The 24,098-nt window shown below is 61.5% G+C and carries 20 protein-coding genes; 6 read left to right on the plus strand and 14 right to left on the minus strand.

Annotated features, from left to right (window positions below; translation table 11 throughout):
* Positions 1–51: 51 nt before the first annotated feature.
* The 7 genes from cmk to mtnA form a co-directional block, all read right to left on the minus strand.
* The gene (gene cmk / locus EJ576_RS26235) at positions 52–741 is read right to left on the minus strand and encodes a (d)CMP kinase (RefSeq protein ID WP_028619473.1); all 690 of its coding nucleotides are present in this window, start codon (positions 739–741) and stop codon (positions 52–54) included.
* Entirely contained in the window at positions 738–2,948 is a 2,211-nt protein-coding gene (locus tag EJ576_RS26240; protein WP_256656649.1) for a bifunctional prephenate dehydrogenase/3-phosphoshikimate 1-carboxyvinyltransferase, read from the minus strand. The genes cmk and EJ576_RS26240 overlap by 4 nt, the downstream gene beginning before the upstream one ends.
* A 28-nt stretch (positions 2,949–2,976) precedes the next feature.
* Entirely contained in the window at positions 2,977–4,089 is a 1,113-nt protein-coding gene (hisC, locus tag EJ576_RS26245; RefSeq protein ID WP_126571472.1) for a histidinol-phosphate transaminase, read from the minus strand.
* Positions 4,090–4,098: 9 nt separating this feature from the next.
* Entirely contained in the window at positions 4,099–5,193 is a 1,095-nt protein-coding gene (pheA, locus tag EJ576_RS26250; protein ID WP_003172650.1) for a prephenate dehydratase, read from the minus strand.
* The gene (serC, locus tag EJ576_RS26255; protein WP_078047491.1) at positions 5,193–6,278 is read right to left on the minus strand and encodes a 3-phosphoserine/phosphohydroxythreonine transaminase; all 1,086 of its coding nucleotides are present in this window, start codon (positions 6,276–6,278) and stop codon (positions 5,193–5,195) included. Before serC ends, pheA begins: the two co-directional genes overlap by 1 nt.
* A 216-nt stretch (positions 6,279–6,494) precedes the next feature.
* Positions 6,495–9,149: a DNA gyrase subunit A gene (gyrA, locus tag EJ576_RS26260; protein WP_005786294.1), complete on the minus strand. Its 2,655-nt coding sequence runs from the start codon at positions 9,147–9,149 to the stop codon at positions 6,495–6,497.
* A 303-nt stretch (positions 9,150–9,452) separates the two neighbouring features.
* Positions 9,453–10,529: an S-methyl-5-thioribose-1-phosphate isomerase gene (mtnA, locus tag EJ576_RS26265; RefSeq protein ID WP_122725069.1), complete on the minus strand. Its 1,077-nt coding sequence runs from the start codon at positions 10,527–10,529 to the stop codon at positions 9,453–9,455.
* A 108-nt stretch (positions 10,530–10,637) separates the two neighbouring features.
* Here mtnA and EJ576_RS26270 point away from each other — a divergent pair, with 108 nt between their 5' ends.
* The 4 genes from EJ576_RS26270 to EJ576_RS26285 all read left to right on the plus strand — a co-directional run bounded on the left by EJ576_RS26270 (position 10,638) and on the right by EJ576_RS26285 (position 14,215).
* Positions 10,638–11,969: a TRZ/ATZ family hydrolase gene (locus EJ576_RS26270; RefSeq protein ID WP_122725067.1), complete on the plus strand. Its 1,332-nt coding sequence runs from the start codon at positions 10,638–10,640 to the stop codon at positions 11,967–11,969.
* 64 nt (positions 11,970–12,033) lie between these two features.
* Positions 12,034–12,732, plus strand: coding sequence for a bifunctional 2-polyprenyl-6-hydroxyphenol methylase/3-demethylubiquinol 3-O-methyltransferase UbiG (ubiG, locus tag EJ576_RS26275; protein WP_003189760.1), 699 nt, complete (start codon positions 12,034–12,036; stop codon positions 12,730–12,732).
* Positions 12,733–12,736: 4 nt separating this feature from the next.
* Positions 12,737–13,408, plus strand: a complete 672-nt coding sequence (mupP, locus tag EJ576_RS26280; RefSeq protein ID WP_033902529.1) for an N-acetylmuramic acid 6-phosphate phosphatase MupP — start codon at positions 12,737–12,739, stop codon at positions 13,406–13,408.
* 66 nt (positions 13,409–13,474) lie between these two features.
* The gene (locus EJ576_RS26285) at positions 13,475–14,215 is read left to right on the plus strand and encodes a YciK family oxidoreductase (protein ID WP_122725063.1); all 741 of its coding nucleotides are present in this window, start codon (positions 13,475–13,477) and stop codon (positions 14,213–14,215) included.
* A 130-nt stretch (positions 14,216–14,345) separates the two neighbouring features.
* Here the strand turns inward: EJ576_RS26285 and EJ576_RS26290 are convergent, their stop codons facing one another.
* From EJ576_RS26290 to EJ576_RS26315, 6 genes are read right to left on the minus strand one after another with little or no spacing between them, the layout of a single operon-like run.
* Complete coding sequence (locus EJ576_RS26290; RefSeq protein WP_126571473.1) at positions 14,346–15,860, minus strand: ABC transporter substrate-binding protein; 1,515 nt, start codon at positions 15,858–15,860, stop codon at positions 14,346–14,348.
* 35 nt (positions 15,861–15,895) lie between these two features.
* Positions 15,896–16,867, minus strand: a complete 972-nt coding sequence (locus EJ576_RS26295; RefSeq protein ID WP_123476268.1) for an ABC transporter ATP-binding protein — start codon at positions 16,865–16,867, stop codon at positions 15,896–15,898.
* Complete coding sequence (locus EJ576_RS26300) at positions 16,864–17,820, minus strand: ABC transporter ATP-binding protein (protein WP_126571474.1); 957 nt, start codon at positions 17,818–17,820, stop codon at positions 16,864–16,866. Before EJ576_RS26300 ends, EJ576_RS26295 begins: the two co-directional genes overlap by 4 nt.
* Positions 17,817–18,674: an ABC transporter permease gene (locus tag EJ576_RS26305; RefSeq protein WP_126571475.1), complete on the minus strand. Its 858-nt coding sequence runs from the start codon at positions 18,672–18,674 to the stop codon at positions 17,817–17,819. The genes EJ576_RS26300 and EJ576_RS26305 overlap by 4 nt, the downstream gene beginning before the upstream one ends.
* Entirely contained in the window at positions 18,671–19,618 is a 948-nt protein-coding gene (locus tag EJ576_RS26310) for an ABC transporter permease (protein WP_095015217.1), read from the minus strand. The genes EJ576_RS26305 and EJ576_RS26310 overlap by 4 nt, the downstream gene beginning before the upstream one ends.
* A gap of 3 nt (positions 19,619–19,621) precedes the next feature.
* Positions 19,622–20,509, minus strand: a complete 888-nt coding sequence (locus tag EJ576_RS26315; protein WP_126571476.1) for a proline iminopeptidase-family hydrolase — start codon at positions 20,507–20,509, stop codon at positions 19,622–19,624.
* A 184-nt stretch (positions 20,510–20,693) separates the two neighbouring features.
* Here EJ576_RS26315 and EJ576_RS26320 point away from each other — a divergent pair, with 184 nt between their 5' ends.
* The gene (locus EJ576_RS26320; protein ID WP_028619458.1) at positions 20,694–21,458 is read left to right on the plus strand and encodes a LuxR family transcriptional regulator; all 765 of its coding nucleotides are present in this window, start codon (positions 20,694–20,696) and stop codon (positions 21,456–21,458) included.
* 91 nt (positions 21,459–21,549) lie between these two features.
* Entirely contained in the window at positions 21,550–22,482 is a 933-nt protein-coding gene (locus EJ576_RS26325; RefSeq protein ID WP_028619457.1) for a proline iminopeptidase-family hydrolase, read from the plus strand.
* Positions 22,483–22,525: 43 nt separating this feature from the next.
* Here EJ576_RS26325 and EJ576_RS26330 read toward each other — a convergent pair whose 3' ends face one another.
* Positions 22,526–24,028, minus strand: coding sequence for a nucleobase:cation symporter-2 family protein (locus EJ576_RS26330; RefSeq protein ID WP_028619456.1), 1,503 nt, complete (start codon positions 24,026–24,028; stop codon positions 22,526–22,528).
* Positions 24,029–24,098 lie beyond the last annotated feature (70 nt).

Raw genomic sequence — 24,098 nt, forward strand, 5'->3', positions numbered from 1 at the left:
GTTAAAAGAAGCCACCGCAGGACTATGACTGGTCCCCTGCGGCCTTCTTGATCACCCGGTGATATCGCGAATGGCGATTTCACTCAAGATGCGTTCCAGCACCTGCTCGATGGACAACTCCGTGGAATCCAGCTGTATGGCATCAGCCGCCGGTTTGAGCGGGGCTACTGCGCGCTGGGTATCACGCTCATCGCGTGCACGGATCTCATCTAGCAGACTCGACAGACTAACACCATCGACTTTGCCCTTCAACTGCAAGTAGCGGCGGCGAGCCCGCTCCTCGGCGCTGGCGGTCAGGAAAATCTTCAACGGCGCCTCGGGAAACACCACGGTTCCCATATCACGGCCATCGGCCACCAGGCCCGGCGGCTCTTGAAAAGCCCGCTGACGCTGCAGCAGCGCATCACGTACGGCCGGCAGCGCGGCAACCTGGGACGCCCAGGAGCCGACCTGCTCGTTGCGCAGGTCATCTGTCACATCGTCCCCTTCAAGGATGATGCGCTGGGGATGACCTTCCGTCGCGCCGACGAACTGCACATCAAGGTGCGCCGCCAGCAGCTTCAGGGATTCTTCGTTGGTCAGGTCGACGCCATGGTTGCGTGCGGCGAACGCCAGCAGGCGGTACAGCGCGCCAGAATCCAGCAGGCACCAGCCCAGGCGCTTGGCCAGGATGCCGGCGATCGTGCCTTTGCCCGAGCCGCTTGGCCCGTCGATGGTAATCACCGGTGCTTTGATATTCACAATTGAGCCTCTTGGGCAACACGGATGCCGACGTGGGCACACAGTGTAAGAAAATTCGGAAAAGACGTAGCAACATTGGCGCAGTCACGGATACGAATCGGCGCCGCCGCCCGTAGGGAAGCCACGCTGAATGCCATGGCAATCCGGTGATCGCCATGGGCATGCACTTCACCACCGCCCATCAGACCACCCTCAATGATAATCCCATCAGGGGTCGGTTCACACTTAACGCCCAGCGCCAACAGACCGTCGGCCATGACCTGGATACGGTCGGACTCCTTCACACGTAGCTCTGAAGCGCCACGCAACACCGTTCGTCCCTCGGCACAGGCCGCGGCGACGAACAACACTGGAAACTCATCGATCGCCAACGGCACCAACGCTTCAGGAATCTCGATTCCCTTCAACGCTGCCGCTCTTACGCGCAGATCCGCGACAGGCTCTCCACCCACCTCACGCTGGTTTTCCAGGGTGATATCCGCGCCCATCAGCCGCAGGATATCGATCACGCCGGTACGCGTCGGATTGACACCCACATGCTCCAGCAGCAACTCAGAACCCTCGGCAATCGAAGCTGCCACCAGAAAGAACGCTGAAGAAGAAATATCCCCCGGCACTTCTATATGGGCAGCCGTCAGCGCATGACCGGACTCCAGCGATGCCGTCGCGCCCTCCACCGCCACCGGATAGCCAAAGCCGCGCAACATGCGCTCGGTATGGTCGCGGGTCGGCGCAGGCTCGGTCACCGCGGTTTTGCCTTCAGCGTACAACCCGGCCAGCAATAGGCAGGATTTGACCTGGGCACTGGCCATCGGCATCGCGTAAGCCAGGCCTTTCAACGACTGGCCACCACGAATGGTCAGCGGCGGACGCCCTTCTGGCCCGGTCTCGATCACTGCACCCATTTCCCGTAGGGGCTTGGCTACGCGATTCATCGGGCGCTTGGACAGGGACGCATCGCCAGTCAGCACACTGTCGAAACTCTGCGCTGCCAGCAAACCCGACAGCAGCCGCATGGAAGTGCCGGAGTTACCCAGGTAAATCGGCCCCGGCGCCGGTCTCAGGCCATGCAGCCCTACGCCATGAATGGTCACGCGCCCATGGTGCGGGCCCTCAATCACCACGCCCATGTCGCGAAATGCCTGCAAGGTCGCCAGGGCATCTTCACCTTCAAGGAAACCTTCGACCTCAGTCACACCCTCAGCCAACGAACCCAGCATGATCGAACGATGGGAGATTGACTTGTCGCCCGGCACCCGAATACGCCCGCTCAAGCGGCCACCCGGTTCGGCGAGGAAGGTCAACTCATCAGCGTTCACTGCGGTTTCCATGTAGGCCCGGCGCGCCAGGATCTTGCTGAAATGCTCACGCGCCACCCGCGCACGGGTGAACACGCCCAATAATTGATGGCCATCTCCGGCATCAACCGCGTCGCGCAAGGCGTCGAGGTCGCTGCGGAAGGTGTCCAAGGTGCGCAACACCGCTTCGCGATTGGCGAGGAAGATGTCGTGCCACATCACCGGGTCGCTGCCGGCAATCCGCGTGAAATCACGGAAGCCACCGGCGGCGTATCGGAAAATCTCGAGGTTTTCGTTGCGTTTGGCCAAGGAGTCCACCAGGCCGAATGCGAGCAAATGCGGCAGATGACTGGTCGCGGCCAGCACTTCGTCATGACGCTCGACCTGCATATGCTCGACATCCGCGCCCAACTCACGCCACAAACGATCCACCACCGCCAATGCAGCCGGATCGGTTTGCTCCAGCGGCGTCAGGATGACTTTATGGCGACGGAACAACTGCGCATTGGACGCCTCCACCCCGCTCTGCTCGGAGCCGGCAATCGGATGCCCCGGCACAAAACGCGCCGGCATACCACCAAAGGCCCGTTGCGCCGCGCGCACCACATTGCCTTTGGCACTGCCGACGTCCGTCAGGATCGCCTGGCCCAGGTCCATGCCCGCCAGTACGGCGAGCAATTTCTCCATGGCCAGGATCGGCACGGCCAACTGGATCACGTCTGCGCCCTGGCACGCGAGCGCCAGGTCCGCCTCACAGCGATCCACCACGCCCAACTCAACCGCCAACTTGCGCGATTGCGGGTCCAGGTCCACACCGACCACTTCGCCACACAGCCCGCTTTCACGCAGGCCCTTGGCGAAGGAGCCGCCGATCAATCCCAGACCGACCACCACCAGGCGACCGATCATAGGCACAGCAGGTTGCAATGCAGTGACATCAACCACGGGCCAGAACCTTGGCCAGCGCCTCCAGGAAGCGGGCGTTTTCTGCCGGCAGGCCGATGGTGATGCGCAGGTGGTTCGGCATGCCGTAGTTGGCGGTCGGACGCACGATCACGCCTTCGCGCAACAGCCCCTGGAACACCGGCGCAGCCACTTGGCCGAGGTCGACACAAATGAAGTTGCCCTTGGACGGAATCCAACCCAGGCCCAACTCACGAAAGCCTTCCTGCAGTTGCAACATGCCGCTTTCGTTGATGCGACGACCTTCTTCCAGGTACTCGGCATCCTTCACCGCCGCACAGGCCGCCGCGAGGGCGAGGCTGTTGACGTTGAACGGCTGGCGCACACGGTTCAGCACATCGGCAACTACAGCGGTGGACAGGCCATAGCCGACCCGCAGCGACGCCAGGCCATACGCCTTGGAGAACGTACGCGAGACCAGCAGGTTCGGGTACGCCGCCAGGAAATCCAGGCCGTTCGGCAAATCACTGCCTTCGGCGTATTCGATGTAGGCCTCGTCCAGCACAACCAGCACGTGTTCCGGCACGTCTTGCAGGAAGTCGTTCAGCGCTTGCGCATCGAACCAGGTGCCGGTCGGGTTGTTCGGGTTGGCGATAAACACCACGCGGGTCTGGGCGTCGATCGCCGCCAGCATGGCTGGCAGGTCGTGACCCCAATCCTTCGCAGGAACAACGCGCGCATCAGCACCGACCGCCTGGGTCACGATCGGATAGACCGCAAACGCGTGCTCGCTGAACACCGCATTCAAGCCTGGGGCCAGGTACGCACGACCAACCAGCTCAAGAATGTCGTTGGAGCCATTGCCCAGGGTGACCTGGTTCAACTCGACCCGGCACTTTTGCGCCAACAGCGACTTGAGGGCAAAACCGTTGCCATCGGGGTAGCGGGTCAGTTCAGCCAGCTCTTCACGAATCGCCGCCAACACTTTAGGGCTCGGGCCCAGCGGGTTTTCGTTGCTGGCCAGCTTGACGATGTTCGCCGGATCCAGGTTCAACTCACGCGCCAACTCGTCCACAGGCTTGCCCGGAACGTAAGGCGACAGTTGTTGCACGCCCGGCTGAGCCAGGGCGAGGAAGTTGCCACTCATGTTAAAGCCTCACAAAACCGCTTTCGGGTAAGAGCCCAGCACTTTGAGTGCCACAGCCTCCTGACTGATTTTCTCCAGCACACCTTTGACCAGCGGGTCGCGGTGGTGGCCGATGAAGTCGATAAAGAACACGTAAGTCCATTTACCGCTGCGCGAAGGACGAGTCTCGATGCGCGTCAGGTCAATCCCGTTGTCGTGGAACGGCACCAGCAGCTCGTGCAGCGCGCCGGGCTTGTTGCTCATGGAGACGATGATGGACGTCTTGTCGTCGCCCGTTGGCGGCACTTCCTGGCTGCCGATCATCAGGAAACGCGTGGAGTTGTCCGGGCGATCCTCGATTTTCTCGGCCAGGCGCGTCAGGCCATACAGGCCCGCTGCCATATCACCGGCGATGGCCGCCGAGTTCCACTCACCCTTGACCCGCTTGGCCGCCTCGGCATTGCTGGAGACCGCCACGCGCTCAACATTCGGGTAATGCGCGTCCAGCCACTTGCGGCACTGAGCCAGGGACTGGGCGTGGGAGTAGATACGGCTGATGCTGTCGGTCTTGGTGTTCTCGCCCACCAACAGGTGATGGTGGATACGCAGCTCGACTTCGCCGCAGATCACCATGTCATGCTCGAGGAAGCTGTCCAGCGTGTGGTTGACCGCGCCTTCGGTGGAGTTTTCCACCGGCACCACGCCAAAGTTCACCGCACCGGCCGCCACTTCACGGAACACTTCGTCGATCGCCGCCATTGGCTTGCTGATCACCGCGTGGCCGAAGTGCTTCATGGCCGCCGCTTGGGTGAAAGTACCCTCAGGACCGAGGTAAGCCACTTTCAGCGGCTGCTCCAGGGCCAGGCAAGAAGACATGATTTCACGGAACAACCGCGCCATCTCTTCGTTGCCCAGCGGGCCTTTATTGCGCTCCATGACACGCTTGAGCACCTGGGCTTCACGCTCCGGACGGTAGAACACCGGCACTTCGCCTTCAGCCAGGGACGCCATCTTCACCCGTGCCACTTCCTGGGCGCACCGCGCGCGCTCGCTGATCAGTTCCAGGACTTTCTCGTCCAGGCTGTCAATGCGTACGCGCAGGGCCTTGAGTTCTTGCTCAGACATTAGCCGTGTTCCTTTTCGAACTCTGCCATGTAGGCAACCAGCGCCTTGATGGCGTTGATGTCGACAGCGTTGTAGATGGAGGCGCGCATGCCACCGACCGATCGGTGCCCCTTGAGGTTCAGCAGGCCACGCTCGTCGGCACCGGCCAGGAATGGCTTGTCCAGACGGTCGTCAGCCAGCCGGAACGGCACGTTCATCCACGAGCGGTCAGTCAGGTTGATCGGGTTGCTGTACAGGCCGCTGGCGTCGATGAAGTCGTACAGGGTGCGCTTCTTCTCTTCGTTCAGCTTGCCCATGGCGGCGACACCGCCCTGCTCCTTCAGCCACTCGAAGACCAGGCCGGACAGGTACCAGGCGAACGCCGGCGGGGTGTTGTACATCGAGCCGTTATCGGCCGCGACCTTGTAGTTGAGCATGGTCGGGCACAGCGAACGGGCGCGACCGAGCAGGTCTTCACGGATGATGTTGACCAGGATGCCGCTCGGACCGATGTTCTTCTGCGCGCCGGCGTAGATCATGCCGTATTTGGACACATCGATAGGGCGCGAGAGGATGTCCGAGGACATGTCGCACACCAGCGGCACGTCACCCACTTCCGGCACCCAGTCAAACTCCAGGCCGCCGATGGTTTCGTTGGCAACGTAGTGAACGTAGGCAGCATCCTTCGACAGCTTCCACTCGTTCTGACCGGGAATGGCGAAGTAGTCGTACGGCTTGGCGGTACCCGCGACATTCACGTGACCGTAACGGGAAGCCTCTTCAATGGCCTTCTGGCCCCAGATGCCCGTGTCGATATAGTCAGCCGTGCCGTCTTCCGGCAGCAGGTTCAGCGGGATCTGGGCGAACTGCTGGCTGGCGCCGCCCTGCAGGAACAGCACTTTGTAGTTGGATGGGATGTCCAGCAAGTCGCGCAGGTCCTGCTCGGCTTTGGTGGCGATGGACACGAACTCATCGCTGCGATGGCTCATTTCCATCACGGAGAGGCCTTTTCCATGCCAGTCGAGGAGTTCACCCTGCGCGCGCTGCAGGACTGCTTCAGGAAGCGCCGCGGGACCGGCACAGAAGTTATAGGCTCTCTTGCTCACATCCAATCTCACTCTGATCTGGTGGGGCTGCAATCATGTTCGGTAACGCTCTGTTTCCGGAGCGGACCGTTGTGGGAGCTGGCTTGCCTGCGATACAGGCGCCTCGGTACGTCAGTGATACCGTGGTGATGCCATCGCAGGCAAGCCAGCTCCCACATGTTTCAAAGGGGACAAACAACAAGGGGGCGAATCTTCATCCGCCCCCTGTGTGTCCGCTTATTCCTGCGGTTCTTCTTCGTCTGCGGCAGCATCGAGGGTTGGCTCGTCGACGTTGTCATCGCCGGCTGCGATCACCTCGCCGTCAAACTCCTCACCTTCCAGCTCCTCGCCTTCGACTTCCGACGGCTCCTGGACACGCTCCAGGCCGACCAGTTTTTCGTCCTTGGCCAGCTTGATCAGGGTCACGCCCTGGGTGTTACGGCCCAGGCTCGACACTTCGGCCACACGGGTACGTACCAGGGTGCCCTGGTCGGAAATCAGCATGATTTCCTCGCCGTCGAGCACCTGGACCGCGCCGACCAGACGGCCGTTGCGGTCGTTGCTGACCATGGCGATCACGCCCTGGCCGCCACGCTTGTACTCCGGGAACTCGCTGATGGCCGTACGCTTGCCATAACCACGCTCGGAAGCGGTGAGGATCTGGCTGCCTTCTTCCGGGATCAGCATCGAAATCAGCTTCTGCCCTTCCGGCAGACGCATGCCGCGCACACCACGAGCGGTACGGCCCATGGCGCGAACGTCAGATTCCTTGAAGCGCGTGACCTTGCCGCCGTCGGAGAACAGCATGACTTCACGCTCGCCATCAGTGATAGCAGCGGAGATCAGTACGTCGCCCTCGTCCAGCTCCAGGGCGATCAGGCCCACACTGCGCTGACGGCTGAAGGATTCCAGCGGGGTCTTCTTCACGGTGCCTTTGGCGGTGGCCATGAAGATGAAGTGACCTTCGGTGTATTCCTCGACCGGCAGCATGGTGGTGATGTACTCATCACTGTCCAGCGGCAGCAGGTTGACCAGCGGACGACCACGGGCAGCGCGGGACGCTTCCGGGATCTCGTAGGTTTTCAGCCAGTACACCTTGCCCTTGCTGGAGAACAGCAGGAGCGTGGTGTGGCTGTTGGCGACCAGCAGGTGAGCGATGTAGTCCTCATCCTTGACGCCAGTAGCCGATTTACCTTTACCGCCACGACGCTGGGCCTGGTACGCAGCCAATGGCTGGGTCTTGGCATAACCGCCGTGGGAGATGGTCACCACGCGCTCTTCTTCCGGGATCATGTCACCCAGGGTCAGGTCGAGGCGCGCATCAAGGATCTCGGTGCGACGCACGTCGCCGTATTCGGCGCGGATCACTTCCAGTTCTTCGCGGATCACTTCCATCAGGCGCACGGCGCTGCTGAGGATGCGGATCAACTCGCCGATCTGGTTGAGAATCTCCTGGTACTCGGCCAGCAGCTTTTCGTGCTCCAGGCCGGTCAGGCGGTGCAGGCGCAGTTCCAGGATGGCCTGGGCTTGCTCTGGCGACAGGAAGTACTTGCCTTCGCGCAGACCGTATTGCGGGTCCAGGGTCTCTGGACGGCACGAATCGGCGCCGGCACGTTCAACCATGGCCACCACGGCGCTGGATTCCCAAGGCGTGCTGATCAGCGCTTCCTTGGCTTCCGACGGGGTTGGCGAGGCCTTGATCAGGGCGATGACCGGGTCGATATTCGACAACGCAACCGCCTGGCCTTCCAGGATGTGCCCACGTTCGCGGGCCTTACGCAGTTCGAACACGGTACGGCGGGTGACCACTTCGCGGCGGTGACGGACGAAGGCTTCCAGCAGATCCTTGAGGTTCAGGATGCGCGGGCGGCCGTCGATCAGTGCAACCACGTTGATACCAAACACGCTTTGCAACTGGGTCTGGGCGTAGAGGTTGTTGAGGATCACCTCAGGCACTTCGCCACGACGCAGCTCAATCACCACGCGCATACCGTCTTTGTCAGACTCGTCGCGCAGCTCGGTGATGCCTTCGAGCTTCTTCTCTTTGACCAGCTCGGCGATCTTCTCGATCAGACGCGCTTTGTTCAGCTGGTACGGGAGTTCGGTGATGACGATCTGCTGACGGCCACCGACTTTGTCGATGTCTTCGATCATCGAGCGGGCGCGCATGTAAATGCGGCCGCGACCGGTGCGGTAGGCTTCGATGATGCCGGCGCGACCGTTGATGATCGCGGCGGTCGGGAAGTCCGGACCGGGGATGTATTGCATCAGCTCATCGACGGTCAGCTCAGGGTTGTCGATGAGGGCCAGGCAACCGTCGATGACTTCACCGAGGTTGTGCGGCGGGATGTTGGTCGCCATGCCCACGGCGATACCGCTGGAACCGTTGACCAGCAGGTTGGGGATCTTGGTCGGCATGACCGCCGGGATCATTTCGGTGCCGTCGTAGTTCGGCACCCAGTCCACGGTTTCTTTATGCAGGTCGGCCAGCAGCTCGTGCGCCAGCTTGGTCATGCGCACTTCGGTGTATCGCATGGCCGCGGCGTTGTCGCCGTCGACCGAACCGAAGTTGCCCTGGCCGTCTACCAGCAGGTAGCGCAGGGAAAACGGCTGGGCCATCCGAACGATGGTGTCGTACACCGCAGTGTCGCCGTGGGGGTGATACTTACCGATCACGTCACCGACAACACGGGCAGATTTCTTGTACGGCTTGTTCCAGTCGTTACCCAGCTCGCTCATCGCGAACAGCACACGCCGGTGCACGGGCTTCAAGCCATCGCGCGCATCAGGCAGTGCCCGACCGACAATTACGCTCATCGCGTAGTCGAGGTAGGACTGTTTCAGCTCGTCTTCGATATTGACCGGGAGGATTTCTTTGGCCAGTTCGCCCATGAGAAGCCTGATTCCTTTTTCGGGTGAAACCTCGTCACATCCATATGGGACGAACGAAGCTCGCCGCTGCCGGCAGAGTGCCTGACAACGACTTACGACAAATCAACGAGTTATGACACGGATCTGCACGTTATAGGCCACCCCTCGGGGTAACCCTGGAAACCGCCGGATGTTATCACAATCGCCGCCACGCACCTATCCCCCTGATGCGCATGGAGCATAGTAAGTTGACGGATGACAGGCTTGAGGGCGACGAGAGGGGCTCAGAGCTGGATCCAAGCCCGTTTCCGGAGGCAAATTGGCTTAATGCAGGCGCTTACGGCACATCAACTTGGCCAGCTTGGCGGTGTCCGGCCGCTCGACCACGCCTTTTTCGGTCACGATCACGTCGATCAGGTCGGCCGGAGTCACGTCAAACACCGGATTGTAGGCACTTACATCGGCTGCGAAACGCCGGCCGGCGACTTCCAGCAACTCGCCGGTATCGCGTTCTTCCAGGGCGACATCATCGCCAGTGGCCATCATCAGGTCCAGGGTCGAACTCGGCGCCACCACCATGAAGCGCACGCCGTGATGCATTGCACACACGGCCAACTGGTAGGTGCCGATCTTGCTGATCACATCGCCATTGGCGGCAATGCAATCGGCGCCGACGATCACCCAGGTCACGCCTTTGGTCTTGAGGATGTGCGCGCCGGCCGAATCGGCATTCACCGTCACCGGGATGCCCTCGCCCGCCAGCTCCCAGGCGGTCAGCCGCGAACCTTGCAGCCAGGGCCGGGTTTCATTGGCATAGACCTGCTCGACCATGCCTTCCAGATAGGCCGCACGAATCACCCCGAGCGCCGTACCGACACCGCCGGTCGCCAGGGCGCCTGCGTTGCCGTGGGTGAGGATGGCCTGGGCATTGCCCTGGTGCTTGCGGATCAGCTCGACACCCAACTGCGCCATGGTGAGGTTGGCTTCGCGATCACTTTCATGGATGGCAATCGCTTCCGCCTCCAGCACCGCCAGCGGATCGGCGTGTTTTTTGACGCGGTCCAGGCGGTCGCGCATGCGTTTCAACGCCCAGAACAGATTCGACGCGGTGGGTCGGGTATCGGCCAGCAGTGCATAGTCTTCTTCCCATGCGGCCTGCCAGTCACCACCCTCGGCGATGCGCTCACGGGCGGCCAGCACCAAGCCATAGGCGGCACTGATGCCAATGGCCGGCGCACCGCGCACCACCATTGAACGAATGGCGGCCGCCACTTCATCGACCGTCACGCAGGCCACCCAGCTTTCCCGGGACGGCAAGGCACGCTGATCGAGCAGGAACAGCGCGCCATCACGCCAATCGATGGCCTTCACCTTCTCCGCTGCCAACAGTCGATCGCGCATCCCTTACTCCGCACTCATAAACAAAGCCGCCGATTATAGCGATCCGCCAGCCAGGACGCTCGGGTATACTTCGCCCTTCTTTTATAGCTGCCTGGGAAGAAGCCTGCGATGACTGCCACTGCCGCCCCGCTCGACTTATTGTTGCTGCCAACCTGGCTGGTACCGGTCGAACCCGCTGGCGTGGTGCTCAAGGAGCACGGTCTGGGCATCCGCGACGGGCGTATTGCGTTTATCGGCCCACGGGCCGCAGCGCTGAAGCTTTCGGCCAACGAAGTGCGCGAACTGCCCGGCATGCTGCTCAGCCCCGGCCTGATCAACGCCCACGGGCACGCGGCAATGAGCCTGTTCCGGGGCCTGGCCGACGACCTGCCGCTGATGACCTGGCTGGAAAAACATATCTGGCCCGCCGAGGCCAAGTGGGTCGACGAAGCCTTCGTACGCGACGGCACCGACCTGGCCATCGCCGAACAGCTCAAGGGCGGCATCACCTGCTTCTCCGACATGTATTTCTACCCCAAGGTCGCCAGTGACTGCGTGCACAACAGTGGCATGCGCGCGCAGATTGCGATCCCGATCCTGGACTTTCCGATCCCCGGCGCCAGCACGCCCGACGAGGCGATTCGCCAGGGCGTCGAGCTATTCGGCGACCTTAAGCACCACCCGCGCATCAAGATTACCTTCGGCCCCCACGCGCCCTACACCGTGTGCGATGACAACCTGGAGAAAATCCGGGTGATCGCCGAAGAGCTGGACGCCGCGATCCACATGCATGTTCACGAAACCGCCTTTGAAGTACAGCAAGCGGTCGAGCAGACTGGCGAACGGCCATTAGCGCGCCTGGGTCGCCTCGGGCTGTTGGGCCCGCGCTTCCAGGCCGTTCATATGACCCAAATCAGCGAGGATGACCTGGCTTTGCTGGTAGAAAGCAACACCAGCATCATTCACTGCCCGGAATCCAACCTGAAACTGGCCAGCGGCTTTTGCCCGGTGGAGCGGCTGTGGCAGGCTGGCGTGAACGTGGCCATCGGCACCGATGGCGCCGCCAGCAACAATGACCTCGATCTGCTGGGCGAAACCCGCACCGCAGCGATGCTGGCCAAGGCTGTCGCCGGTTCGGCCACCGCGCTGGATGCCCATCGCGCCCTGCGCATGGCCACCCTCAACGGTGCACGGGCCATGGGCCTGGAAAGCGAGATTGGCTCGCTGGAGGTCGGCAAGGCGGCGGATATCGTCGCCTTCGATCTGTCGGGGCTGGCGCAACAACCGATCTACGATCCGGTCTCGCAGCTTATATATGCCACCGGACGCGATTGTGTGAAACACCTTTGGGTCGCCGGCAAGCAGTTGCTCGACGACCGGCAATTGACCCGCATGGATGAACAACAGTTGACCGCCACGGCCATCGCCTGGGGCCAACGCATCAGCGGGCACAGCGAATAACGAAGGTTTTGAACCCCTGGGTTCAGGACTGACCAAACGATTTATCAGGTTTAGAGGATTCACCATGAGCAACGTCGACCACGCCGAAATCGCCAAATTTGAAGCCCTGGCCCACCGCTGGTGGGACCGCGAGAGCGAGTTCAAGCCGCTGCACGACATCAACCCGCTGCGGGTCAACTGGATTGACGAACGCGTCAACCTGGCCGGCAAGAAGGTGTTGGACGTGGGTTGCGGCGGCGGCATCCTCAGCGAAGCCATGGCCCAGCGCGGCGCGACCGTGATGGGCATCGACATGGGCGAAGCGCCCTTGGCCGTGGCCCAGTTGCACCAACTGGAATCCGGCGTGAGCGTGGAATACCGCCAGATCACTGCCGAAGCCCTGGCCGAAGAGATGCCCGAGCAGTTCGACGTGGTGACCTGCCTGGAAATGCTCGAACACGTACCGGACCCGTCCTCGGTGATCCGCGCATGCTTCCGCATGGTCAAGCCCGGCGGCCAGGTGTTCTTCTCCACCATCAACCGCAACCCCAAGGCCTACCTGTTCGCGATCATCGGCGCCGAATACATCATGAAGCTGCTGCCGCGCGGCACCCATGACTTCAAGAAATTCATCCGCCCGTCCGAGCTGGGCGCCTGGAGCCGCCAGGCCGGGCTGACCGTCAAGGACATCATCGGCCTGACCTACAACCCGCTGACCAAGCACTACAAGCTGGCCAACGACGTTGACGTCAACTACATGATCCAGACCCTGCGCGAGGAGTGAGCCTGTGAAGTTGCGAGCGGTTCTCTTCGACATGGACGGTACCCTGCTGGATACCGCGCCGGACTTTATCGCCATCTGCCAGGCCATGCGCGCCGACCGCGACCTGGCGCCGATCAACCCTCAGCACATCCGCGATGAAATTTCCGGCGGTGCGAAGGCGATGGTGGCCGTGACCTTTTCCATGGACCCGGAATCCCCAGGCTTCGAGGAGCTGCGCCAAGAGTTTCTCGAGCGCTACCTCAAAGGGTGCGCGGTCCACAGCAAACTGTTCGACGGCATGGCCGAGCTGCTGGAGGACATCGAGAAGTCCAAGCTGGTCTGGGGCGTGGTCACCAACAAGCCACTGCGCTTTGCCGAACCGATCATGCAGCAACTGGGCCTGGCCGAGCGCTCGGCGCTGCTGATTTGCCCGGACCATGTGAAGAACAGCAAGCCGGACCCGGAGCCGATGATCCTGGCGTGCAAGATGCTCGACCTGGACCCGGCCAGCGTGCTGTTTGTGGGCGACGACCTGCGCGATATCGAGTCCGGCCGCGACGCCGGCACGCGCACTGCAGCGGTCACCTACGGCTACATCCACCCGGACGACAATCCGCGCCATTGGGGCGCAGATGTAGTGGTGGATCACCCGCTGGAATTGCGCAAGGTGCTGGATAACGCACTGTGCAGTTGCTGAGATCACGGTAGGAAATGGATGCCCTTGTGAGAGGGTGTACCACCTTGAATTTTGTCGAGGCTATTTATGTTTGATTACTCCGCACGCCCAGAACTGCTCAAAGGCCGGGTGATCCTGGTGACCGGCGCCGGTCGCGGGATCGGCGCGGCGGCGGCGAAAACCTACGCCGCCTATGGCGCCACCGTGCTGTTGCTGGGCAAGACCGAAGCCAACCTGGCCCAGGTGTATGACGAAATCGAAGCCGCAGGCCAGCCGCAACCGGTGGTGATTCCGTTCAACCTGGAGACCGCCCTGCCCCATCAATACGATGAGCTGGCCGCGATGATCGAAAAGGAATTCGGCCACCTCGACGGCCTGCTGCACAACGCCTCGATCATCGGCCCACGCACGCCGATCGAGCAGTTGTCCGGTGAGAATTTCATGCGGGTGATGCACGTGAACGTCAACGCGATGTTCATGTTGACCAGCACGCTGTTGCCGCTGCTCAAATTGTCCCAGGATGCGTCGGTGGTGTTCACCTCCAGCAGTGTCGGGCGCAAGGGTCGGGCTTACTGGGGCGCTTATGGCGTGTCGAAGTTTGCGACCGAAGGCTTGATGCAAACCTTGGCTGATGAGCTTGAGGATGTGGCAGCGGTACGCTCCAACAGCATCAACCCAGGTGGCACGCGCACCAGCATGCGCGCCCAGGCGTATCCAGGGGAAAACCCGATGGAGCGGCCTGCTCCGGAAGAGATCATGCCGGTGTACCTGTACCTGATGGGGCCGGACAGTACCGGCATCAACGGCCAGGCGTTCGACGCGCAATAACAGGCACACTGTAAAACCAAATGTGGGAGGGGGCTTGCCCCCGATTGCAGTGGATCAGTCAACAGATACAGTGACTGTCCCAGCGCTATCGGGGGCAAGCCCCCTCCCACATTTTTTATCGCGGTGTGGGTTAGTTTTTCACCACTTCTTCGAGGGTGAAACGGCCCAGCGGGTTTTGCAGGAAGTTGCTCACGTTCTTGCGTGAGATGTTGATGTACGGGCTGTAGTACAAGTCGATCCAGTTTACGTCCTGTTTCGCCAGCTTCTGCAGTTCCACATACATCTGCTCACGCTTGACCGGGTCCGCCTCGATGCGCGCTTGCGCCACCAGTGCCTTGACCTTGTCGTTCTTGTAACGGGTCATGTAGTTCTGGTTGGTGTCATGGCCCAGCACGAAGGTGGTCTTCTGGTCCGGGTCGAGGATGTCGTTGGTCCAGTACATCACCGAAATGTCGTACTCACCGTCCACCAGCATTTGCCAGCTCTGGGTCGGGTCGACCTTTTGCAGGTTGGCGGTCACGCCGACCTTGGCCAATTGGTCCTTGATGATCACCGCAATCTGCTCGTCGGCTTCGTTGCCGGCGTTGACCACGTAGTTGAGCTTCAAGTCCTTGGCACCGGCCTGTTCCAGCAGCTTCTTCGCAGCGGTCGGGTCATACGGGCGTTGCAGGTTGTTGGCGTAGTGGTACAACGAGCCCTTTGGAATGTAGGAATAAGCCACGGTGCCTTGACCGTAAGTGGCAGTCTTCACCAGCGATTGTTTGTCGATGGCCATGTCCAGCGCCTGACGCACTTCCGGCTTGGCCAGCAGACCGTGATCGTGGTTGATCAGCAGGTGATCTTCACGGGTGGAGGGGTCGGCGTGGATCACCACGTTCTTGTCTTTCTTCAGCTCTTCAACCCGCGAGAAGGGTACGAAGATCGCCGTGTCCAGCTCGTTGTTCTGCACCATGCGCATGCGTGTGTTGTCGTCGGTCACGGAGACCCACTCCACGCCATCCAGGCTCACGTTCTTGGCCTGCCAGAAGTTCGGGTTCTTCTTCAGAATCACCCGATCACCCTTGCGCCACTCATCCACGGTAAACGCGCCGGAAGTCACCGGGTTTTCCGAGTAGGCGTCTTCGCCCATTTTGGTCATGGCTTTTTCCGACAGGATCGACACCGTCGGCGACGCCAATTGCGAGAGGAAGGCTACCGCCGGGGTCTTCAGGGTGACCACCAGGGTTTTCGGGTCCGACGCTTTGGCCGTGTTGATCAGGTTGAACGGATCAGCCCACAGCGAAGCCTTGTTGTCGCGGATGCGCAACAGGCTGAACGCGGCATCGTCAGCGGTGATCGCGGAGCCATCAGAAAACTTCGCATCACGCAGTTTGAAGGTGTAGGTCAGGCCATCCTTGGAAATGTCCCAGCTTTCGGCCAGGCCCGGCTCCATCTTGGTGCCCAGGTTGTCGACACGTACCAGGGTGTCGTAGACGTTGGCGAATACCCAAGTGTCGCGGTTTTGCGCGCTTTTGATCGGGTCGAACGTGGTGCTGTCTTCACGGCAGCCGATGGTCAGGGCGCCGGCGGCGTGTGCCAACCCGGCAGTGAGAGACCATGCGGTCAATGTGGCGGCGGCGAGCAACTTCAAGTGGCGCGATTGCATGTCATAACTCCTTGTTCATGAATGGCAGGGAAGGGTCAAAGCAAAGGTTCTTCAAGCACGCAACTGTACCGATGCTCGTGCAGGAAATGCGTCGGCGGCAACACCACGGAACACAAGGCTCGGGCATGCCGACAACGCGGGTGAAAGGCACAGCCTGTAGGCAAATTCAGCGGGCTCGGCGGTTCACCCGGCAAGGGTTCGGTAGGCAACGGCCGATGGGGATCGATCTCGGGAATCGCCTGGATCAACGCCGCCGTGTATGGGTGACGTGGCGCCGTAAAGACCGCTTCTACCGGGCCTTCCTCGACGATCTTGCCCAGGTACATCACCGCCACGCGGTCACACAGGCGGCGCACGATGGCCAGGTCATGGGCGATGAACAGGATCGCCAGGTTCATGCGCTGTTGCAGTTCCAGCAACAGGTTGATGATCTGGCCCTGGATCGACACGTCCAGCGCCGCCACGCACTCATCGGCAATGATCAGTCGAGGCTCCACCGCCAGCGCTCGGGCGATGCCAACGCGCTGGCACTGGCCGCCGCTGAGGGAGCCGGGTTTGCGGCTGGCCAGTTCGGGGCGCAGGCCGACCAGGTCGAGCAGTTCATTCACCCGCGCCGGGATCTGCTCCGGCGCGACCTTGCGCTGCACTCGCAGCACTTCGGCAATGGTTTCGCCGATAGTGTGGCGCGGGTTCAGCGCGGCATACGGGTCCTGGAAGATCATTGCGGTTTCATGGCGCAGGCGGGTGATGTCGATGGTGCTGCCATGGGCCATGTCGATGCCATCAAACAACACCTGCCCGGCGCTGATCGGGTTGAGGTGCAAAATGGCGCGGCCCAAGGTGCTTTTACCGCTGCCGGACTCGCCCACCAACCCCAGGGTTTCACCCGCCGCCAGGTTCAGCGACACACCGTTCACTGCCCTGACCCACTGCTTGTTCAAGCCGAACAAACCCGTGCCGGACGCGGCAAACTTCACCTCAAGGTCCTTGATCTGCAACAGACTCATGGGTGCACTCCCAACGGGTAATGACAGGCGACTCGCGCGCCTTCCGGCAGCACCTCGGTGCACAAGGCGCCGACCTGCGGGCAACGCGGGTTGAACCGGCAACCGGCAGGCAATGCGTCCAGCAACGGCGGTTGTCCGGGAATCGTGCGCAGCAAGGCGTGGCCGCTGCTATGGGCGGGCTGGCAGTCAATCAGGCCTGCGGTGTAGGGATGTTGCGGGTGGGCTAGCAGCTCGTATTTGCTGCCGTGCTCACACAGGCGCCCGGCGTACATCACGGCGATGGCGTCGCAGGTTTGCGCGACCACGCCCAAGTCGTGGGTAATCATGATGATCGACAGCCCGCGCTGATCACGCAGGTCCAGCAGCAACCGCAGGATTTGCGCCTGCACCGTCACATCCAGGGCGGTGGTGGGTTCGTCGGCGATCAGCACTTTCGGGTTGCAGCCCAGGGCGACGGCGATCATCGCGCGCTGGCGCATGCCGCCGGAAAACTCGTGAGGGTAGTTGTCGACCCGCGCCTGGGGATCAGGGATGCCCACTTGGCGCAGCACGTCGATGGCCTGCAGCCGCGCGTCTTTTTTCGAGGTGCCTTGGTGCAGGCGAATACCCTCGGCAATCTGCTCACCGATGCGCATCAATGGGTCGAGGTGGCTGCTGGGGTTCTGGAAGATCATGCCCAACTGACCGCCGCGCACGGCACGCATACCGGCGTCATCCAGTGACAGAAGATCCTGGCCAGCCAGCCTTACGGCACCGCCGTGAACCCGCAAATTGGGGGAAGGCAATAAACGCATCAGGCCGCGACAGGCCATGGTTTTGCCCGAGCCGCTTTCCCCGACCAGGCCGAGGATTTCGCCTTCGGCCAAATCGAAGGACACGCGATCGACCAGGGTCACATCACGCCCGGCGTTGTTGGCAATCACACTGAGGTCGCGCACTTGCAACAGGCTCATGAGCGATCCCCCAGCACTTGCGCCACGCCATCAGCGAGCAGGCTGAAACCCATGGCCAAGGTCACGATGGCCAACCCCGGAAAGGTGCAGATCCACCAAGCGGTGGTAATGAAGGCCTGCCCTTCGGCCACCATCGTGCCCCACTCGGCGGTCGGCGGTTGCACGCCCAGGCCCAGGTAACTCACGGCGGCGCCGTTGAGCAATACCAACACCGCGTCTGACATGGAAAACACGATGGAGCCGAACATCGCATTGGGCAGCAGGTGCCGGAACAGAATCCGCCCATGGCCAAAGCCCAAGCTCTTGGCGGCCAGCGCAAAGTCGCTTTCCTTGAGGACCAGGATCTGCGAGCGGATCAGTCGCGCGTAGGACACCCACCCCACCAGCGCCATGGCGATGTAGAAACTCTTCAGGCCCGGACCGAGAATGGCCATGATAGCCAGCATCAACACCAGGAACGGGAATGCCAGGATCACATCGATCACTCGCATGCAGATACTGTCGAAGCGCCCGCCGATATACCCGGAAACCGCGCCGATGAAGGTGCCGATCATGAACGGGAAGATCACTCCGACGATGGCCAGTTGCAGGTCAATGCGCGCCCCCCAGATCACCCTCGAAAGGATGTCCCTTCCGTAGTTATCCGTACCAAATGGATGAGCCATGCTGGGCCCGAGCAAACTGAAATCCGTGTTCTGCGCAACCGGGTCATAAGGCGCGATCCACGGCGCAAACAGCGCAAGCACCAGCCACGCCAGCAGAATCAACAAGCCCCACGCAGCCGTCAGCCGGCCATTGCGAAAGCCGAAGCGCAGGCGCAAGCGCCAAGGAGCAATCAACGGGCGGCTGCTCATTGCATCTTCACCCGGGGGTCAAGGGCCACCGTCACGACGTCAGCGATGAAGTTGACGATCACCGTCGCGCAGGCCAGCACCATGGCCACGCCCTGCACCACCATGTAATCGCGGGTAAAGATCCCGCGCACCAGCAGTTGGCCGATGCCGGGGATGGCGAACAGGCTTTCGATCACCACGGTGCCGCTGATCAGCCAGCCGATGTTCACCGCCAGCAGGTTGACCGCCGGCACCAGGGAGTTGGGCAACACATGGCGACGAAACACCGCCGCTTCTGACAGCCCACGGGCGCGAGCGGCGGTGACATGGTCAGCCTGCAACTCCATCAACATGCTCGCCCGCAGGTTGCGCACCAGCACGGCCGACAACGCCAGGGCTATCGTCAGGCATGGCAGCACCATGTGATGCGCCTTGTCCAGCCAGGTGCGGCCGTAACCGGACACGGGAAACAAGCCCCACTGCACGCTCAGCAACAGGATCAGCATCAAGCCCAGCCAGAACGCCGGCATGCCCAGGCCAACCGTGGTAAACACGCGGATCAGGTTGTCCGCCCAGCCGCCCTTGTTGCGGGCGGCCAGCGTCGCCAGCGGCACCGCGATCAGCAGCGCCAGCACCACGCTGCCCAGCACCAAGACCAACGTGGGTTCAATGCGCGTGACGATCAGCTTGAGGGCGTCGACCTTGTACAGCAGCGATTGGCCGAGGTCGCCCTTGAGCAGGTTCTTCAGGAAGTAGAAATATTGCAGCCATAACGGCTGGTCGAGGCCGTACTGGGCGCGGATCTTCAGCAAGGCGTCGGGCGTGCTGCGCGAGCCCAGCAGCGCGCGCGCCGGGTCGCCGGGAATCGAGCGCACCAGCACAAAGGTGATCAGGCTGATGCCAAACAGCACCGGCAGCAATTGCAGCGGCCGGGACAGTACAAAACGGTAACGCGCCAGGTTCATCCGTCAGCCTCGGTGACGAGCGAGAAAGTCCAGCAGCACCGGGAAATATGCCTGGGGTTCTTCATAGAACGGCATATGGCTGCTGTTGGGGAAGACGTGCAGTTCGGCGTGCCGGGCCGCGAGTTTCATGCGCATGGCGCAGGCGGGGGTGAGTTCGTCGTGCTGGCCGGTGGTGATCAGGATCGGCATCTTGAACTCGGCCATCTCGGGGATGCGGTTCCAGTCCTTGAGGTTGCCGATGTAGAGGAATTCGTTGGGGCCCTGCATGGTTTCGTAGGGGCCCATGTTCCAGTCGCCCAGGGACCGCTTGACCGGCTCGGGCCATTCGTCGAGGCGGCACACGTGGCGGTAGTTGAGCAAGGTGATCGCGGCCTGGTATTGCGGGTGGTCGAGGGTGCCCATGGCCTCGTGGCGCTGCATCATGGCCACGGTTTCGCTGCCGAGGGCGCCACGCAGGCGCTCCAGCTCCTGGGACAGGTGCGGAATGTCGCCCACGGTGTTTTCGAGGATCAGGCTTTTCAGGGCGTCGGGGTAATGGATGGCGTATTCGATGCCGAGCCAGCCGCCCCAGGAATGCCCGAGCAAATGCACGCGGCCCAGGCCCAGGGCCTGGCGCACGGTTTCGACTTCTTCGACATAACGGCGGATTTCCCACAGGGAAATATCGGTGGGTCTGGCTGATGCGCCCGTGCCAAGCTGGTCGAATGCAACCACTCGCAGGTTATGGTCCTTGAGCCAGCCATGGGCGTCGCGCAAGTAGTCACACGGCAGGCCCGGCCCGCCGTTGAGGCACAGCAGCACCTCATCGCCTTCGCCGAAGCTGTAGACCACGAGGTTATGGCCGTCGACTTGCACGTTGTACTGCTGGTCGGGGGCAATTTCACGCCACATGCATACATTCCTTGTGTAGTGTCGGCCTGGCAGGTAGCGGGCCGCTGATCAGGCCAACACTACCGAGGATGCCGCGCGTCCATAACCTAGCATTTCTTATAGGTTTGGCCTGGCAGTCCTTCGCCGGGGCGTGGCATTCTACTTGCAGCAAGTCGAGATTCAAATGAATTCGGGAGCAGAACGGATGCTGGCCAAGCTGACTGCCTTAAATCACCGTCTGATGCCGGGCAGGAGCCTGGACGAGCAGATGGATAACACCTTTGTCCTCGCCCAACAGTTGGGCTTCGATGCACTGGTGTATGACTACACCCCGGTGCCGATCGACCAGGATGGTGCATTGATCACTCCTTCGGTGCTGGAACTGCGCAACACCCCGCCGGACTGGCACACCTTGTGGTGCAGTGAAGGGTTCTACCAGATCGATCCGGTGCAACACCTGGCCCTGAGCACGGTGTCACCGTTCGTATGGTCCTACGACGTCAAGGCCGATACCCCTCTGCAAAAGATCATCGATCCCTGCCATGCGCCGGTTTCGTCCTACCTGCACGACCAGCAATTGACCTGCGGCGTCAGCGTGCCGATCCACCTGCCCCGCGGCGGCTTCGCCTCGCTGACCGGCCTGCGTACCGGCAAGGCCCGCAGTGTGTTGCAGGATGCGCAGCAGACCTTGTCGGACTTCAGCCTGATTTCCCACGCCTTGCAGGAAGCGGCCTACCCGCTGTTCAGCAAAGAGCTACGCACTTACCCGCATATTCACCTGACCAAACGTGAACGCGAGTGCCTCAAATGGGCCGCCGACGGCCTGACCGCCGCCGAAATCGCCACGCAATTGAGCCGCTCACTGGCCGTGGTCACCCTGCACCTGGCCTCGGCGATGCACAAGCTGGGGGCCAAGAACCGCGTCCAGGCGGTGGTGCGCGCCACCCATTACCGCCTGCTCGAAGACTGACCGGCGGGAAAACCTAGCTGTTTTGCTAGTTACTTAAATTTCTGCCACGCATTATCGTGTCCCTGATCCTTTTTTCAGAGCAGGGTACGAAATGGAATTCATCGAAAAAATCCGCGAAGGGTATGCGGCGTTTGGCGCCTACCAAACCTGGTACCGCGTCACCGGTGACTTGTCGAGCGGTCGCACGCCCCTGGTGGTTATCCACGGCGGCCCCGGATGCACCCATGATTATGTTGACGCGTTCAAGGACGTCGCCGCCAGCGGTCACGCCGTGATCCACTACGACCAGTTGGGCAACGGCCGCTCCACCCATCTGCCCGACAAAGACCCGTCCTTCTGGACCGTGGGCCTGTTCCTCGAAGAACTCAACAACCTGCTGGACCATCTGGAGATCAGCGATAACTACGCGATCCTCGGCCAATCCTGGGGCGGCATGCTCGGCAGTGAACACGCGATCCTGCAACCCAAGGGCCTGCGTGCCTTTATCCCCGCCAACTCGCCGACGTGCATGCGCACCTGGGTCAGCGAAGCCAACCGCCTGCGCAAATTGTTGCCGGAAGGTGTGCATGAAACCCTGCTCAAGCACGAAGCCGTCGGCAACTATCAGGACCCGGAATACCTCGCCGCGTCGCGGGTGTTCTATGACCATCACGTGTGCCGGGTCATCCCGTGGCCGGAGGAAGTGGCGCGCACCTTCGCCCAGGTCGATTCAGACCCAACCGTGTACCACGCCATGAGCGGCCCGACTGAATTCCATGTGATTGGTAGCTTGAAGGACTGGAAATCCACCGGGCGCCTGTCGGCGATCAACGTGCCGACGTTGGTGATCTCCGGCCGGCACGACGAGGCGACACCGCTGGTGGTCAAGCCGTTCCTGGATGAAATCGCTGATGTGCGCTGGGCACTGTTTGAAGACTCCAGCCACATGCCCCATGTGGAAGAACGCCAGGCGTGCATGGGGACTGTGGTGAAGTTTTTGGATGAGGTGTGTTCCGTGCATTACAAGGAACGCAAGGCCAGCTGACCCCAATGTAGGAGCCGGCTTGCCGGCTCCTACAGGGGTAGCGTTAGACTTCGGAGGTCTCAGGCTTGGTTGTTTTCCTCGGGACATCCGCCACCAGCGGGATCTCCCTCCCTTCGGCATCAAACAACTTGCCGCCCTTGAAGTAATCCCCATCACGCAGCTCCGACACATCACGGAAGCACAGGCTGCGCTCGGTCCCCGCCACAAACACCGACTGCTGGTCCGAGTTACCGGCGGTGAAATGGTTGAATGCCAGGTTCAGCAGGATCGCCATGATCGCCGACGAACTGATCCCCGAATGGAAAATGGTCGCAAACCAGCTCGGAAAGTGATCGTAGAAGCTTGGCGCGGCAATCGGGATCATGCCAAAACCGATGGAAGTGGCCACGATGATCAGGTTCATGTTGTTGCGGTAATCCACCTTCGACAGTGTGCGAATGCCACTGGCCGCCACCGTACCAAACAGCACAATCCCGGCCCCGCCCAGTACGGAAGTCGGCACTGCCGCGATCACCCTGCCCATGAAAGGCAACAAGCCGAGAATCACTAGGAACAACCCACCGGTAGCCACCACGAAGCGGCTCTTTACTCCGGTAACCGCCACCAGGCCGACGTTTTGGGCAAAGGCGCTTTGGGTGAATGAACCGAAGATCGGCGCAAACATGCTCGACAGCATGTCGGCGCGCAGGCCGTTGCCCAGGCGTTTGGAGTCGACCTTGGTATCGATGATCTCGCCTACGGCCAGGATGTCCGCCGAGGTCTCGACCAGGGTCACCATCACCACGATGCACATGGAGATGATCGCGGCAACGTGGAAGGTTGGCATGCCGAAATGGAATGGCGTGGGGAAACCGAACATTGGCCCCTGGGTCACGCCGGAGAAGTCGGCCATGCCGAGGAACACCGCAATCACCGTGCCGATGACCATCGCCAGCAAAATCGACAGTCGCGAGATGGTTGCGCTGCCGATCTTGCTCAGCAGCAACACCAGCACCAGGGTCAGCGCAGCCAGGCCGATGTTGGACATGCTGCCGAAATCCGCCGCGCGACTGTTGCCACCCATGGCCCAGCGCGCCGCAACGGGCATCAGCGTCAGGCCGATGGTCGTGATCACAATGCCCGTCACCAGCGGCGGGAAAAACTTGGTGATCCGTGAAAACACCGGGGTTATCAGCAACCCGATAAACGACGCGGCCATCACCGCCCCGAGAATCGCCGGTACCCCGCCGGCGCCATCACTGCCGACAATCGCCACCATGGTTGCCACACCGGCAAACGACACGCCCTGCACCAGCGGCAACTGACAGCCAAAAAACGGTAGACCCAAGGTCTGCAACAGCGTGGCCAAGCCACCGGCAAACAGCGACGCAGCGATCAGCAGGCCGATATCCGCCGGGGACAACCCGGCCGCCTGGCCGACAATCAAGGGGACCGCAACAATGCCGCCATACATCGTGAGCACATGCTGCAGGCCGTAAGCCATGTTGGCGGCGACGCCGAGATTCTCATCTTCTGGCCGCTGCGGTGACGCCTTCGGGATAGTCATGGTGAGGGGTTCTCTGTTTTTGTTGTGCGGCCACTGTATGCAATGTTTGGTCTGGATGTCCATAGAGTTG

Origin of the sequence: Pseudomonas sp. C 49-2 (assembly GCF_003970195.1) — a bacterium.
In the GTDB taxonomy this organism is placed as follows: domain Bacteria; phylum Pseudomonadota; class Gammaproteobacteria; order Pseudomonadales; family Pseudomonadaceae; genus Aquipseudomonas; species Aquipseudomonas canadensis.